Here is a 13,432-nt window from a genome sequence, read left to right as displayed (position 1 = left end):
TTAGTTATTTATTAGTGATTTAGGTGGTTTAGCAGAAAAAACTTCAAGTCTATTATTTATCCAAGTAGTTAAAAAAGTTCGTTGATTTACTTTCTCAGATTTATTGCTCTAGCAACAGGACAACTCACCTACAGACATGTTGGACAGAATAAATCTTTTACACGCCACTATTTTTCCTTTTGTTATCTCGACCGCTTTAGGCGTGATAACTTAAATTGGTGCCTGATTTTCCTATGTGGTTTCCTCAATAGTCAAAATAGAGATTGGCACTTAACCAAAGCGGCCACTGGCCCCTGTTAAGTTTACTTAAGGAAATAAGGATATATAAAAAATGTCGAAAAAGAATAAGGTAATGGGTGGAGTTCTTGTAATATTAGTTGCACTTTGCGGGTCAGCGATTGCGCAGCAACCGGGAACTGTCGACAATAACGCTTCTCACCGGGGAGCATCCCCATTTATGGAGTGTTTTGTAGATACAACCCTATACGATACTTACCAACAATTTGCTTGTTTTGGCATAGAAAGACAGCCGGGCCGGACTACAAGTACGGCACATTTCAGGATTCAGCATGCTCCCACAAACTTTAGCATCATCTGGTCCGATAACCGTTGCAGCCAGAGTAGCACTATGTGTATTCTTCCCATACAACTCTATACAAGTATTACCCTGGAAGCGACGGTGCTGGATCACAGCAATGGCACCTTCACTACCGTTTCGGCCGTTGCATTTTATGACGATAATTTGTAACCAGTAAGTCAGTAACCCCTGGACTGAAAATAATCAGTAGCATTTTATTGGGCGGATGGCGGGGGCCGCCGCCGTCCAATTTCATACCGCCGTATTGATTTTGAAAACGGATTCCACAGCTTTTCCGTGGCCGGAGTAAAAAGGCCAACACCAAAATATTGCAAGTGGACATTTAACGATGGCTGAATTCTACTAAACACAAGAAAGGATTAGAAGCTAATGGGCTGATCACTATAAATATAACAATCAATACAATTATTTTGCCGACACAGCGGTTCTATTACTTACCTAAAAGCTCGTCTGGTGTCGCGATAATTATGCAGTTCTCTTAGAAGCCAAGAAGAAGTTAACTGTCTTCTGCCTTCACCGTCACACTGTGTGAAGTAAGGCTTCCCGGTAAAAACACTTTTGGTTGCGCTCAACGTAATAAATTTCTCAGTACTATCTATTTCGGCTTTGAAATGGTTGTATTTCCGCTGGATGTGCTTTGCAGCTTCTTCGGCGGCATGAGACTTGCCATTTCGAATAAATAAACAGTTGGAACTGGAGACGAAAGAGAGTAGATAGTCAATTTCCTGTTTTATAACCTCGGAAGACAGACAGGCAGGACTTAAAGAGAATAAACCCATAAAGAAAAGAAGCTTCCTTTGCTTCAAAAATAAATCTGCAATTTTTCCAACGAACCATCCCCGATCCATATCATTACTCCCGGCAAATATGGCCCGATAAAATACAGGTTGAAAAATCTTCAATTTTAAAAGTGCGCCCATAAGGGTAATAACCCTCGCAAAAAAGGCTATCTATAACAGTTTATCCTCTTGTCTCTGCAATTAAGTGATTGGATCAGGTTGCAGGCAGTCCAACCATTTTGGCACTTTCCTGCCAAAGACTGTCCCGAGCATCGTCATCACTAGCCAGTTCAGATGGATCGGGATAAGTGAGCTCACCGCGTACCAGTGAAGCGTAGACGCGTCCCTCTGGAGGAGTTGCTTCACCGAGGGTGAGTTGAGCTAGTGCTTCCCCAGCACGCTCAGGTGAGCCGGGGTACATCATGGGAATAAAGTTGCTGCCCAGGCGAAGCAATAGATGTACAAGGCCATTGTTCATAAGGAGGCGTTGCCATTTGGCGGAATGGCGGGATAGGGAAGTTCGCACCGTTAAGCCCGGGTTGTAAGCGATAATCTCGCACTCCCTTTCCCTGGCGATCTCCTGAAGCGTCAGTGAGCGCGCGGTCAACAGGTTACATAATTTGGATGCAGCATAGGCTTTCATCCCCGAGCCATCCGCCCTGGCGCTGGACCACACGCCAATATTCAGGGGTTTGGGTGCCTGGGCGTGAACATCGCTGGTTGTGATAATTAACCTTCCGCGGTGCGACATTTTTGGTAGGAGCAGCCTGGCCAATAAATAGTGAGACAAGTGATTAACGGCGAAGGTTATTTCAAACCCATCTTCTGTCGACTGCGTCGTGTCACTGAAGGCTGTACCCGCGTTTAGAACGAGCGCATCTATGGACTCGTCTTCAAGAGTTTCCTGAACCATACCGGCAAATGCCCACACACTTTCCAATGAGGAGAGGTCCAGTGGCAGCGATTCACCAAATTCAGGTGCGGTTCCCCTGGTACCCACAATGATGCGACAATTTGAGGCAGCGAGCTTTCTCAAAGCGTGAGCTCCAATGCCTGCGGTGGCTCCGGTCATCACCACGACAGGCGATTTGGCTTTAGTATCTGATTGTGACATAAATATATTTCCTGTATTGATTACAGATATACCGAGTGTGCACCAGTAGATGCTGATGTTCGGCCTACTGCTTATTTAAGACTTGCGCTGCTAGCAGGTGGCCCGGAAGCCAACTCAAAAGGTTGTCCAATTTTCAAAGTGATGAATTCCGACGGTCCGATGTTGGCTTCCTTTTTGGCTTGTTCGAGGAAGTTCACTGGCTCATTGATAGCTTCAGCCGTGAGCTGAAAGGTGCCGTAGTGCATTCCAATTGATATGCCAGCCCGGAGGTCGAGGTGGGCCTGGACAGCATCTGAGGGGTCCATATGGACCTCCTCAAAGAACTCTCTGGGTGCATAGGCGCCAATCGGCAAAAACGCAATGTCGACTGGGCCAAATCGCTCGAAAGTGCGTTTGTAGTGGTCCGCGTAACCGCTGTCACCACCAAAATAGATTTTCTGGCCAGCGATTTCCAATAGAAAACCACCCCAGAGGGTCGAATTTCGATCCGTTAACCAACGGCCGGAAAAGTGTTGTACATCGACAAACCAAAGCTGGAAGTCGTCAGCAACTCTGGATGACTCCCACCAGTCAAGCTCAATAATTTGTTCCGATCCTGACAGGCGTTCACCGACCCCAAGTCCCATGTATATTTTTGGGTTATCCCGCTTGGCTAGCGCCCGGATGGAATCAAGATCCAGGTGGTCATAATGATCATGGCTGATGATAATAACGTCAATTGGCGGTAGGTTTTCGATCGCTATGCCCGGGCTATGAACACGCTTTGGCCCCAGGAATGAAAACGGGCTCGTACGTTCTGAAAAAACAGGATCCGTAAGGATGTTAAACCCTCCGGTCTGCAATAAAAACGTAGCGTGGTTGATAAAGGTGATACGGGTATTTGAGTTGACAACCTTTTTGACTGGAGATGTATCGGCACTAGTATCCACCCACTCCGGCCAAACCGAGGGTTCCACATCCGACTCAAGTACAGACTTAAACATTTCCCAGAAGGAGAGAAATTTTACCGAATTGGTATTCTTAAAGGCATCGTTTTCGAAGTTGGGAGACGAATGTCTTGTGTCCATATAAGAACTTGCACAAGCTACGAAAAATACAGCAAGGAAAATGACAGTAAATTTTTTCAAATCAAGAACACTCACAAGTATGAACCGTATAAAATTGGATTGTGTTGTCGGAAACAGCTATATTCCCGTTTCAAATTAACAACTTAGCTTTCCATCTTTTGTGCGTTAATTAACTCGCACGCTTTTCTTGGGCCAGAACCTCAGGCCAATGCATCCACACGACCACCATCACCAATCATCGAGCGCATTTCACTCAGCGGAGAGGACAGATCTGCACAGGCCCTGATCCATAATGTTCGCTGAAACATATCGCTGAACCAGAGGGTGCAATACGGGATATGGGATCTTATCGCCTGGCATATCAGCCACCTGTACTTATTGCCTGTGGTGACGGGTTGTAGACAATACTCGCCTGAGACCTGCTGCCCCACATCGCCGCAATCATGGATAGCAGACCTGCAACCATAGCGCCAAACATCAGGGACTGAACGCTCATGTTTAAGATTCCGCTAATCAACCAACCAAAAGCCAGAGCAATACAGCCGGAGAGGAAACTAATAGCCGAATTTGCCAGCCCTGCAACATGGCCCAGAGGCTGCAGGGCAATAGCGTTCATATTTCCCATAATCAAGCCAAAACAGAAAAAGATGGCTGATATGGCCCCCAGGAAAGCATAGAGCGGCAAGGGTGTGAAAAAGCCAAAGATGTACATCGAACTACTGACCGCTATCACGCCGACGAGCGCAAATCTGCAGATATCCTGTAAGCCAAAGTGCTTGACCAGTTTTGCATTCAGAAGGCTGGCAATCCCGATCGAGACAGCTGCCAGTGCAAAGAAAAATGCAAACAGGTCGGCAACCTTGAAAACGCCCCGATAAATCTGTTCTGCGGACATGAGGTAAGCCATGAATACCCCCTGAATCAGTCCCATTGCGATCAGGCAGCTGCTCGTGATGCGGTTGGACAGGGTGGCACTCAGCCCTTCGAGAATCGGTGTAATACCTCCGGGCTGGCGTTTGTCATGGGGTAGAGTCTCCGGCTGACGCAACCAGCCCCAAACCGCCGCTATGCAGCTGAGGGTGAACAATAGCCAGAATATGGCTCGCCAGCCTGCCAGCGATAAGATGCTCTGGCCAAGCATAGGAGCTATACAGGGTACCAATATGAAGACCGACATGGCCCAGGACATGATTCTCGCCATTGGTGCTCCTTCGAAGCGATCACGCACAATAGCGAGCGGGACTATCCTCAATGCTGCAGCGCCTGCGCCCTGCAGAAAGCGGCCGGTAATAAAAAGAGTCGAGTTTTCAGCCAGGACCGACACCAGGCTCCCAAGGATAAATACCAATACTCCAGTCAATAGAGTTGGCCTGCGCCCGATACAGTCAGAAACCGGGCCATAGATAAGTTGCCCGATCGTCATCCCAAGGAACATAACACCGACGATCAGCTGCGCTGCATTGCCTTCCGACAAACCAAAGGTTGCGGCCATTTTCGGCATGGCAGGCAGGACCGCATCGATTGAAAGGGCGCCCATAGAGACCATAATGGCAACCAGGGATACGAATTCAATTTCGTTCCGCTTACTGATGGTGGACATAGTACTACTCCCAAATCTTCGCCCAAATCGAACTGATCTCATCCGAAAATTCAAGGTTTTCTACATCTCCGCTATACATTTGAGCGCCGCTGAGATTGAGCCTCTCATCGAATTCAAACAGACCACCAAAAAATGAAGCGGCAGGATCGAAGGTAAAACCGAAACGCATATCCGTTAGTATCACCTGGGGGCTTCCATCTTTATCAGATTCTCTGACCTGTGCCCTTAACATATCGGTTGAAAACCACTTGAGAACTTTTCCCTGCTCACTACCTAGAGCTTTGTCAACCAATTCGCCAGATTCACTTTCGTAGTGATGCAGCTGAATGGAATTACGTGCCACTGTGCTAAAAAATCCCACTGCATAACGACCATCACTGTCTTTGGCAACCACGCGCCATAACAAAATATTAAACATCGTTGGTGATGCACGTACATCAGTTGGGTTGAAATCCTTACTTGAAAGCTGCTCAATCAAAGCTGCTCTCGCGTCCCAGGAATTGTGTAATCCCAGGCCCAAATACAAACTTGAGAAAATGAGGGCACTGACTGCCCACAGGCGAAACCTGTTTTGTTGTAGAGGTTTGACCAAACCGTAAATGACTGCCGCTACCAAGGGCAAAGTGTATACAGGGTCGACAATGGATATTCCATCCAATGTAAAGCGTTCGTTACTTAGGGGTGTCAGGATTTGTGTGCCATAGGTAGTGAAAAGGTCGAGCAGTGGATGTGTGATTAGTGCCCACAAACACAGCTGATACCATGTCCAGAAATGGCCTACAGAAGGGCCCGCCGGATTGTCAGGGGTGCTGTCTTTCCACATACCCCATTTCATAGCCAGCCAGGCTATTGGCACTGCGAAAAAAGGCAGCAATAAAACGGAATGACTTAATCCCCGGTGGGTTGCCATATAGGCGAAGTCGTCGCTACCAATACTGAATAGGAAGTCCATATCCGGTAACAGTCCGCAGACTGCACCGACGACAATGGCCTTGCGGCCCAGCTTGTTACTGAAAGCTGCCTGCCCTATGCAGGCACCGAGGGCTATTTGGGTAAGCGTATCCATGACTCAGCAGTCACCTCCAGAAGGGCCGATAGTGTTGGCATTCGTGTGTCCATTTCCACGGAAATAGGTACTAAAGCCCCCCAAGAAAGCGGTTTTTGGCGGGAATATGGCAATTGGGTCCAAAATCATAAGTTCTCCTGACGGCCGGGCTTATTGAAGTCAGCATAGGTTGACGAGAATATTAATCCAGATTAATATTCTCGTCAAGCATTTCGCTCGGATTCGCCGGGTAAACATATTTACATTTAGGGAATAACTGCTAGTTTATGAAGCCGGCTGGAGTACGGGATCCATTTGAAGAGTCACAGCTCTGCTATCTGTTCAATGAGTATGTATGAAGAAAATCAAGCCCCCATCGCCTGAAAGGCTCACACAAATTGAAGCAGCCCACCAGATTTTGCTGCAAGGCATTCAGCTTCGGCAAAACCTCAATACGGCTCTACTGCAAAAGTGTGATGTCACTCTTTCAGAGAAAGAGGTTTTGGCTAAGATTTATATGTCGGGGGAAAAGATACGCATGAGTGATGTTTCCAAAACGCTCATGTTTACCGAAGGTGGCGCAACTAAAATAATAAAGAGGCTCGTTGAGCGCGGATTTGTTACGCGGCAAAAATCTGAACAGGATGGACGGGTATTTCTGATTGACATTACCGATTCCGGTGCGGAAAAGCTTGCCAAAGCCCTGGAAACAATGGAATCCGTGGCCTACCCACTGATGAAAGAGACATTCACTGCCAAAGAATGTGAAACCCTAACAAAGTTACTAAAGAAGCTTGGCGCAAACTTCCCGGGGTTGTGACAGTCCAATTTTTGTCCAGTCATGCTGCCTTAGCAACAGTACTAAAAGCTCATTTGTGAATAAGCGTCCTGGGCTGTTCAAGACGGAAGAAATACCTGAAGTTGCTAGTGGACACAGAGAGGCTCAAAGAATAAAGGGCTAAAATCTTTTGTCATGAGTCACCAGCCTGGTCCAAAATGGCAATGGTGCGTTCCACAAATCTTACCTCCGCGCTTCTGGGTAGGAACTGGGGTCTATTTGTGAAATTAAGACTCCTGAGAATACGCTGTAGTTTCCGGTCCAACAGCATTTCGTCAACCGTTTTACCAGCCTTTTGAAGCACTCCGACACGCTCTATCCATCTAAGCGTACTCTCTTTATAAGCTTTAACAACATCCTTACCTGCGGGCTCACCATGTCCAGGAATAACCAGGCTATTCTCACGGCCTACTTTCAAAATAGTATCAATTGCGTGGACAAACCCATCCACACCACCAGCGTAAAACGTAGGATGCCAATTAGTGGAAAAAACATCACCCGTGAATATGGTATTACTCTCAATATGATAAAATATTTTGTCACTCGAACTATGGGAAATTACCGGATAGGTTTCCAAGGAAGAGAAATCGGCTTCATTTATTGTAGCTCCCAGAGCGAGAAAGTAGTCATTGCCTCCCGAGTGATCACTATGCCCATGGGTATTCAAAATATGCAGATCGCTGATCTCATAGGACTTGCGAATAATTTCCTCCAACTCTCGAAGCCTGTCTTTGCCTGGAGAAGGGTCGATTAAAATTACCTTATTCCCAACTTCAAGAACACCGATATTTGTAATATTATTGTTTTCAGCACTAGTTAAAAGCAGTAATCCATTACCAAGTTTTCTTTCAGAAAATTTAGCATTTGCATTAGCAAAACTTAACGATGCAATCGAAAGGGCAAAGAAACCAACAAGAATTTTCATTGAATTATCCAAAACAATATTAGATATAACAAAGTTTGGTCTAGGAAATAAGCTATCTAAAATCGGTGCCGCCAGTAACGTCGGCTTACGTAGCTTTTAGCGATTTCCTACACCATGTTGCTGGAGAACGGCAGTTTTACATAGTATGTACCCTTTTTTGTTCATATACAACTTACTGTACAAAAGCCGGCAGAATTCTCTCTGCAACTATCTGCAGGTAATTAGTATCGTTATCATGACCAGTGAACACAACCTGAAGATCGAGTTCCTTAAGCAGAATGATTTGCTGGCCATAACCCCCCTGAGCAGATGAGCTGAAATAGCTTTTGTCGCCGTGTCTCATATCAGCACTCCACCAGAAATAACCATATCCCTGATTAAAGGTATCTTTACCGCCGTAATGAAATTCTTCATCGCTGGTATCAACGATCCTATCGATTGCTTTGGTGATAAAGGCTTTAGGGAGCAATTGTTCACCATTCCATTTTCCTTTGTTCATGGCCAGGGTTCCCAATTTGACCATATCGCGTGATGTCATGCTCGCGCGAGATCCCGCTTGCGGCAACCCGCTATTACGATTGGTGCTCCAAGCATAATTCGTTATGCCTAATTTATTGAGAAGTTCATTTTTAATAAAATTGTCGGCCGTCCCCGGAACGACTGCCTCAATGACCTGCATTACCAGATCCGGGTTGAAGTTGCCATATGCAAATTTCTGGGATGCCGGGGTAATAGGAGCGCTTTGCTCGAAAAGGGCCTGAACCAGGCCCTGGCCTTTCAAAGCATCCGGTTTTTCCTCAAGTTTTTTCCATTTGTCTTCACTGATGCGAAGTCCCCCGCGCATGGTCAATGCCTGATTTAAGGTAATCTGTTCTGCGCCTTGGACGAAATTTGTTGGGTCCAGTTTCTTGAGAAAGCTGACCACCGGCTTGTCTAAATCGGCCATGGTCAGATAGCCCAATTGGATTGCGCGGCCGAGTGCTAAGCCGGTGTAAGCTTTAGTCGCGGAGGCTTGCGGATGTGGCAGATTGATACGGCCGCGCAAATAATAGGATTCAAACAAGAGCTTGCCCTTGTGAGCGATCAGCATACTGTCAAATTTTCCGTGGTCGCCGTTGGCAATCTCGCGAGCCAGCTCAACAATCATGCCTTTATTGCCACCATCGACGCCTAATTCACCCACAACAAGTGCATCCTTTCTGTACACCGGAGCTACATCAATAAAGGACTTGTGGAGATAGGGAATATCCCGGAAGGAAAGTCCTGCTTCAGCAGCCGTAGCTTCTGGTGCGGCCGTACTATTTTCTTTGGTAGCCGCCGGGGTAAAGCAGCTGAAACTGACCAATAACACGACAGCGAGTAAGTTTATAGGGTTTAAATTGATGGTCATATTGCCCTTCCTGTTGTTAACGGGACCAAAGAAGTAAGACCAGCACTTACATTGAGTCCCTCTGCGAAGTTGACTTTGTTTAGATATATTTGAGCAGGGGGTCAGTGTATGCAGACCAGCTTGAGAATACCTGACGTGCTTATGACTTTTGATTGACTTTATTCTGACGGCAATAGTCTATTAATTGAATATGGCTTAGATCTCAGGTACAGGGCCCGGTTTGTTGTCTGCCGTGTTTTGTTTGTTAAATTTGGTTGTATATTTCATATCATATGGCTACCTAAAAAATAATATCACGTCAGAAATGGTAGATCTCATAGGTTTTATTGAGCGTCAGTGACCGATACAGTAGGGCGCCTTTTGTTCGGCTGCCGGGCGATTTCAAAGCCAAACTAGTCGTACTGCATATCCACTTTGTTGAAGTTACGGTGATTTGCAGTTCATTACAGTCGAGTTCTTGTCCAGTATGACACCCAAACAAAAGAATTTTTACATACAGCATACTCGGCCGGCTTGTGAGAAAAATCTATATTGGGCAGTTGTTCCTGGGGGAGACTATATGAAGAAAACCGAATTGTTGCTTATTGCGCTGTTCCTTGGCGCCAGCCCATTTGCCGCCAGTGACACAGAGCTTGCCGCTGATATCGCTTTTCAGGCACAGGACCGCATAGACAAAGGTTATCATCTCGGTACAGTGATTGGCGTGATTGATCGAAACGGCCCACGCTATTATGGCTTTGGCCGGTTATCGCTAGGGGGCAATGCGAAGCCCGATAAAAATTCAATCTTTGAGATCGGCTCTATAACCAAGCCTATTTCCGCGGCCTTGATGGCAATCCTGGATGACTCTGGTGACATTTCACTGCAGGCGCCAGCTGTTGACTTTATGCCCGTGCTAAGCAAGTCAGCTGATCCTGATGGCGCGATAAGCATCACTGATCTTCTGAACCATACATCAGGTTTTGCCAGAAATCCGCTCGATATTGATACGGAAGATGACCATCGCTTTCGAAACTACAGCCTTGACCAATTTCACCAGTTTCTCGCGGGTTATAAGCCAAAGGTAAAGCCTGGCACTTACAGTTATTCAAACCTGGGCTACATGATTATAGAGCTTGTAGTTGAACAGTCTTTTGAAACTGACTTTGAAATCTTGATGCAAAAGCAATTGTTCGATCCTCTTAAGATGAGCGACAGTCATTTTGCTGTACCAAATGAAAAACAGTCGAGGCTTGTTACCGGTTTCAGGAAAGGGGCTGAAACCGATGCGCTCAACCTGGGGCGTTACTCATCCTTTGGCGGCTTGCGATCAACTGCCCAGGATATGCTGTATTTTATCGGTGCACAGATCGGGCTTTACAAAACGCCTGTGGATGCAGCGCTCAAGGAAACGCAACGCATTCGCCTGCGCCAAGGTAAAAGGGTACTGGCACTTGGTTGGGAAGTGATGGAGCGGCAGGAAAGCGGTAAAACCCTGTATTTCCATCGCGGTGGGACCAATGGTTTTGTCAGCCTGGCAGCATTTGACCTTGAAAACCAGAAAGGCGTAATCGTATTGGTGAATGGCCGCAATTGGTTCAGTGACCTGGGCTTTAGGATTCTGGACTCCAGCTATCCCCTTAAGGAGGATTTACCCAGTATTGTGGAGAACTAAGAAATTCCGTCCTGGTATTTAGTGGCTTTGATCCGCGACTGGTGCAATGGCCTAAAGCTTTCGGACATAGCGCCAAGATGGTAGAAGTCCCTAAATTTATCAGGAATCAACCTTCCTACAACGCAGTTTCAAGTAATAACTGTTTTTTTTTGCAGTGAGTAAATCCGCTCGAAGCCCCATAAACAGTTCGTCTGGTGATAAGCAATCTCTCGTCTCTCCCTCGACTGTTGCGTCGATCCCTCACCGCTACGCCTCTTCATCCGTGACTTCTCTGAAGTCGGTGCTTTTGGGATAATACTGTCGAATAAAACCGTTTATGCTCGGCCGGCCCCCATTCACCGCTATTGGGCTCATCCATTGTTCCATCCCCGCCTGGTGGTTGACTAATGGATGATCCCAATAATTTACAGCTACTGAATCATCGCTGAATAGGTTGAAAACATACTCGCTGGAAACCGGGCGGCATCATTAGTATGTACTTCGAGATACTTCGCACCCAGGTTTATACCGCTCTGCAAAACGACTTGATACTCCGCCTGAGTACAAACGTGATGGGTATTGCCACAACCAGTGGTCGCTGTGCCGGCCCGTGTATTCAATTGGAATCCAATCTCTCCGGCAGGATTTGCCTGCAAAACATTGGATTGGAGTTCGGTATATATCCCTGAGTTGGCGTTTATGTTGGTACCAAGCCCATCCCAGGCAGCATGAAAGCGCCCCGCATAGGTGGATGTACCTGCCGCGAGTATGTCTTCCGTCAATGGATCCAGGAAATCTCCAGTGGACGCATTGGGGCCGACGATCGGGTTGCCCTGGTTGTTTAGTTTTGGAAAGGCTTTATAGCCTGTAATAATCGAAACCGCGAGGTGCTTGGCCGAGTAGGTACTGGCTAGGCCCGCAGCAATGGTCCCCCATGCCGACAGAATTTTGATCGGCTGGTAGCCGGCGTTTTTCCATGCAGTGGTGTTATCGATCCCACTCGCGGGCAGACAGTAAGTATCATTCACTGAATTACTGACCGGTAGCTTGAGCTCTGTAGTGGAAACATTTATACCCGCCACTTTCACTATTTCAAGTCTACTCAGAGCACTCCCGGAGTATCCGGGCACGGTAAAGCCTTGCAGGTAGCTTCTGAGTGAAGTCATCATATTCAGGTATCTTGATTTGTAGTATGCGTTCCAGGGGACAGGAAATTCCTTATACTCGCAATCACCACCTACTTTTCCATCCTTGTCCCAGCCCAGGCTCACTGTTGGTACATTGTATGGTGGCTGTGCCAGCCAGCTGGGTGCATCTCGTCCACCCACAACTCCAATGGAGAGTTTTTTGTCATGCTGTATAGAAAGGGTTAGCCAGTGATCAAGGTTTGACCAGTCGAACGTATTCGGCATTGGTTCGACTTGATCCCACTCCTCAACAAGAAATACTCCGTCGATGCCACTGTTCGTGATTGAATCTTCTAGTTCAGTGTACCGAGGGTTACTGGGTGACATGTCTGGAGTATAGATGTAAGAATAGATACCGTTTTCTGAGTTACCTGTTGCGATAGCCTGTTGCGAAATCAGCAGGGCCGGCAGCACTACTTTAAAAAAAACTTTAAGTGAATGGATCAAAAGTATTTCTCCTTTGAATCAAAAATGAAAAGGCGAAGAGTCCTGAATTATTGGAATCTTGGTATCAGGATTTCCATCATTATTAATCTCTATGAGCTTATTGGACAGAAGATAATCGTAGAAATAGATACCGTCATCATGGCTATCATAGGTCCTCATAAAATGATCTATCGTTATTGTTCCGCTATTGTCTTCTGATGACAATAATAAAAGGATACCCATACCGATATCCGGCTTTTTATATTGCTTTGAATGTCTCCTAGCTAATCTCGTTAATATGCTACCTGTTTACAAAATCGTTAGCTATAGAAGAAAGTGGTGATAGAGAAAATACTAATAAGATAATGTATTGCATAGTTTGTCCTGACAAATTACCTAACGCTCACCGCACAGCCAAGCTACTTGTTGTACATTCAAAGCGCACAGGGGTACGAAAATCCAAACGGGACAGAAATCATTAGGGCCTTTCACCAACTTGATCTCAATCAGCCTTAATTTCGCAATCCAAAAGAGATTAATTCAAAATTCCTGCGAACTCGATGATCAGATTTGATGAGCTGGTTGAGCCACTGATGGACTTCCTACAATAAAAGCCCAGTACAATGCCCTTAATTTGCGTGGATCACACCATGGTTCAAGTGTTAAAAAAAATCGGCAGGAGTTAGGACTAGCAGGCTGTTGATTTTGTCGCCTGAGAACATTGGGTTAGATACAATACGGAAAACGATAACCCACAGAGGATTTTGGTTCAGTGCGCGGTATGGATGTTTTTCAGGAGTCTCTTTTCACAACAGTGCAGTTGGAATCGT

At 46.3% G+C, this 13,432-nt stretch carries 10 protein-coding genes; 2 read left to right on the top strand and 8 right to left on the bottom strand.

Annotated features, from left to right (window positions below):
• Positions 1-1,032: 1,032 nt before the first annotated feature.
• The 5 genes from AB1S50_RS11835 to AB1S50_RS11815 form a co-directional block, all read right to left on the bottom strand.
• A complete protein-coding gene (locus AB1S50_RS11835) occupies positions 1,033-1,518 on the bottom strand; it encodes a DUF5329 family protein (RefSeq protein WP_367150931.1) in 486 nt (161 codons plus the stop codon).
• A gap of 73 nt (positions 1,519-1,591) precedes the next feature.
• Complete coding sequence (locus AB1S50_RS11830; RefSeq protein ID WP_367150930.1) at positions 1,592-2,491, bottom strand: SDR family NAD(P)-dependent oxidoreductase; 900 nt, start codon at positions 2,489-2,491, stop codon at positions 1,592-1,594.
• 71 nt (positions 2,492-2,562) lie between these two features.
• On the bottom strand, positions 2,563-3,633 hold the full coding sequence (locus AB1S50_RS11825) for an MBL fold metallo-hydrolase (protein ID WP_367150929.1): 1,071 nt from the start codon (positions 3,631-3,633) through the stop codon (positions 2,563-2,565).
• 286 nt (positions 3,634-3,919) lie between these two features.
• The gene (locus AB1S50_RS11820; protein ID WP_367150928.1) at positions 3,920-5,158 is read right to left on the bottom strand and encodes a multidrug effflux MFS transporter; all 1,239 of its coding nucleotides are present in this window, start codon (positions 5,156-5,158) and stop codon (positions 3,920-3,922) included.
• 4 nt (positions 5,159-5,162) lie between these two features.
• Entirely contained in the window at positions 5,163-6,224 is a 1,062-nt protein-coding gene (locus AB1S50_RS11815) for a metal-dependent hydrolase (RefSeq protein WP_367150926.1), read from the bottom strand.
• A gap of 334 nt (positions 6,225-6,558) precedes the next feature.
• Here AB1S50_RS11815 and AB1S50_RS11810 point away from each other — a divergent pair, with 334 nt between their 5' ends.
• Entirely contained in the window at positions 6,559-7,023 is a 465-nt protein-coding gene (locus tag AB1S50_RS11810) for a MarR family winged helix-turn-helix transcriptional regulator (protein WP_367150925.1), read from the top strand.
• Between the two features lie 151 nt (positions 7,024-7,174).
• Here AB1S50_RS11810 and AB1S50_RS11805 read toward each other — a convergent pair whose 3' ends face one another.
• Together AB1S50_RS11805 and AB1S50_RS11800 are read right to left on the bottom strand one after the other, a co-directional pair.
• Positions 7,175-7,966: an MBL fold metallo-hydrolase gene (locus AB1S50_RS11805; protein ID WP_367150924.1), complete on the bottom strand. Its 792-nt coding sequence runs from the start codon at positions 7,964-7,966 to the stop codon at positions 7,175-7,177.
• A gap of 172 nt (positions 7,967-8,138) precedes the next feature.
• Positions 8,139-9,356, bottom strand: coding sequence for a serine hydrolase domain-containing protein (locus AB1S50_RS11800; protein WP_367150923.1), 1,218 nt, complete (start codon positions 9,354-9,356; stop codon positions 8,139-8,141).
• Between the two features lie 559 nt (positions 9,357-9,915).
• Here AB1S50_RS11800 and AB1S50_RS11795 point away from each other — a divergent pair.
• Positions 9,916-11,010 carry a serine hydrolase domain-containing protein gene (locus AB1S50_RS11795; RefSeq protein WP_367150922.1) on the top strand — a complete coding sequence of 365 codons (1,095 nt, stop codon included), beginning with the start codon at positions 9,916-9,918 and terminating at the stop codon, positions 11,008-11,010.
• Positions 11,011-11,420: 410 nt separating this feature from the next.
• Here AB1S50_RS11795 and AB1S50_RS11790 read toward each other — a convergent pair whose 3' ends face one another.
• On the bottom strand, positions 11,421-12,623 hold the full coding sequence (locus AB1S50_RS11790; RefSeq protein WP_367150921.1) for a hypothetical protein: 1,203 nt from the start codon (positions 12,621-12,623) through the stop codon (positions 11,421-11,423).
• Between the last annotated feature and the right edge of the window lie 809 nt (positions 12,624-13,432).

Origin of the sequence: Microbulbifer discodermiae, assembly GCF_040742695.1 — a bacterium.
Taxonomy (GTDB): domain Bacteria; phylum Pseudomonadota; class Gammaproteobacteria; order Pseudomonadales; family Cellvibrionaceae; genus Microbulbifer.
The sequence above is the reverse complement of the archived record's forward strand: the minus strand, read 5'-3'. Positions and strand labels throughout refer to the sequence as shown.

What these genes read in the sequence shown, in the direction of transcription:
- AB1S50_RS11835 (WP_367150931.1), bottom strand. Translation starts at nt 1,518, where the DNA reads ATGGGCGCACTTTTAAAATTGAAGATTTTTCAACCTGTATTTTATCGG.
- AB1S50_RS11830 (WP_367150930.1), bottom strand. Translation starts at nt 2,491, where the DNA reads ATGTCACAATCAGATACTAAAGCCAAATCGCCTGTCGTGGTGATGACC.
- AB1S50_RS11820 (WP_367150928.1), bottom strand. Translation starts at nt 5,158, where the DNA reads ATGTCCACCATCAGTAAGCGGAACGAAATTGAATTCGTATCCCTGGTT.
- AB1S50_RS11815 (WP_367150926.1), bottom strand. Translation starts at nt 6,224, where the DNA reads ATGGATACGCTTACCCAAATAGCCCTCGGTGCCTGCATAGGGCAGGCA.
- AB1S50_RS11810 (WP_367150925.1), top strand. Translation starts at nt 6,559, where the DNA reads ATGAAGAAAATCAAGCCCCCATCGCCTGAAAGGCTCACACAAATTGAA.
- AB1S50_RS11805 (WP_367150924.1), bottom strand. Translation starts at nt 7,966, where the DNA reads ATGAAAATTCTTGTTGGTTTCTTTGCCCTTTCGATTGCATCGTTAAGT.
- AB1S50_RS11800 (WP_367150923.1), bottom strand. Translation starts at nt 9,356, where the DNA reads ATGACCATCAATTTAAACCCTATAAACTTACTCGCTGTCGTGTTATTG.
- AB1S50_RS11795 (WP_367150922.1), top strand. Translation starts at nt 9,916, where the DNA reads ATGAAGAAAACCGAATTGTTGCTTATTGCGCTGTTCCTTGGCGCCAGC.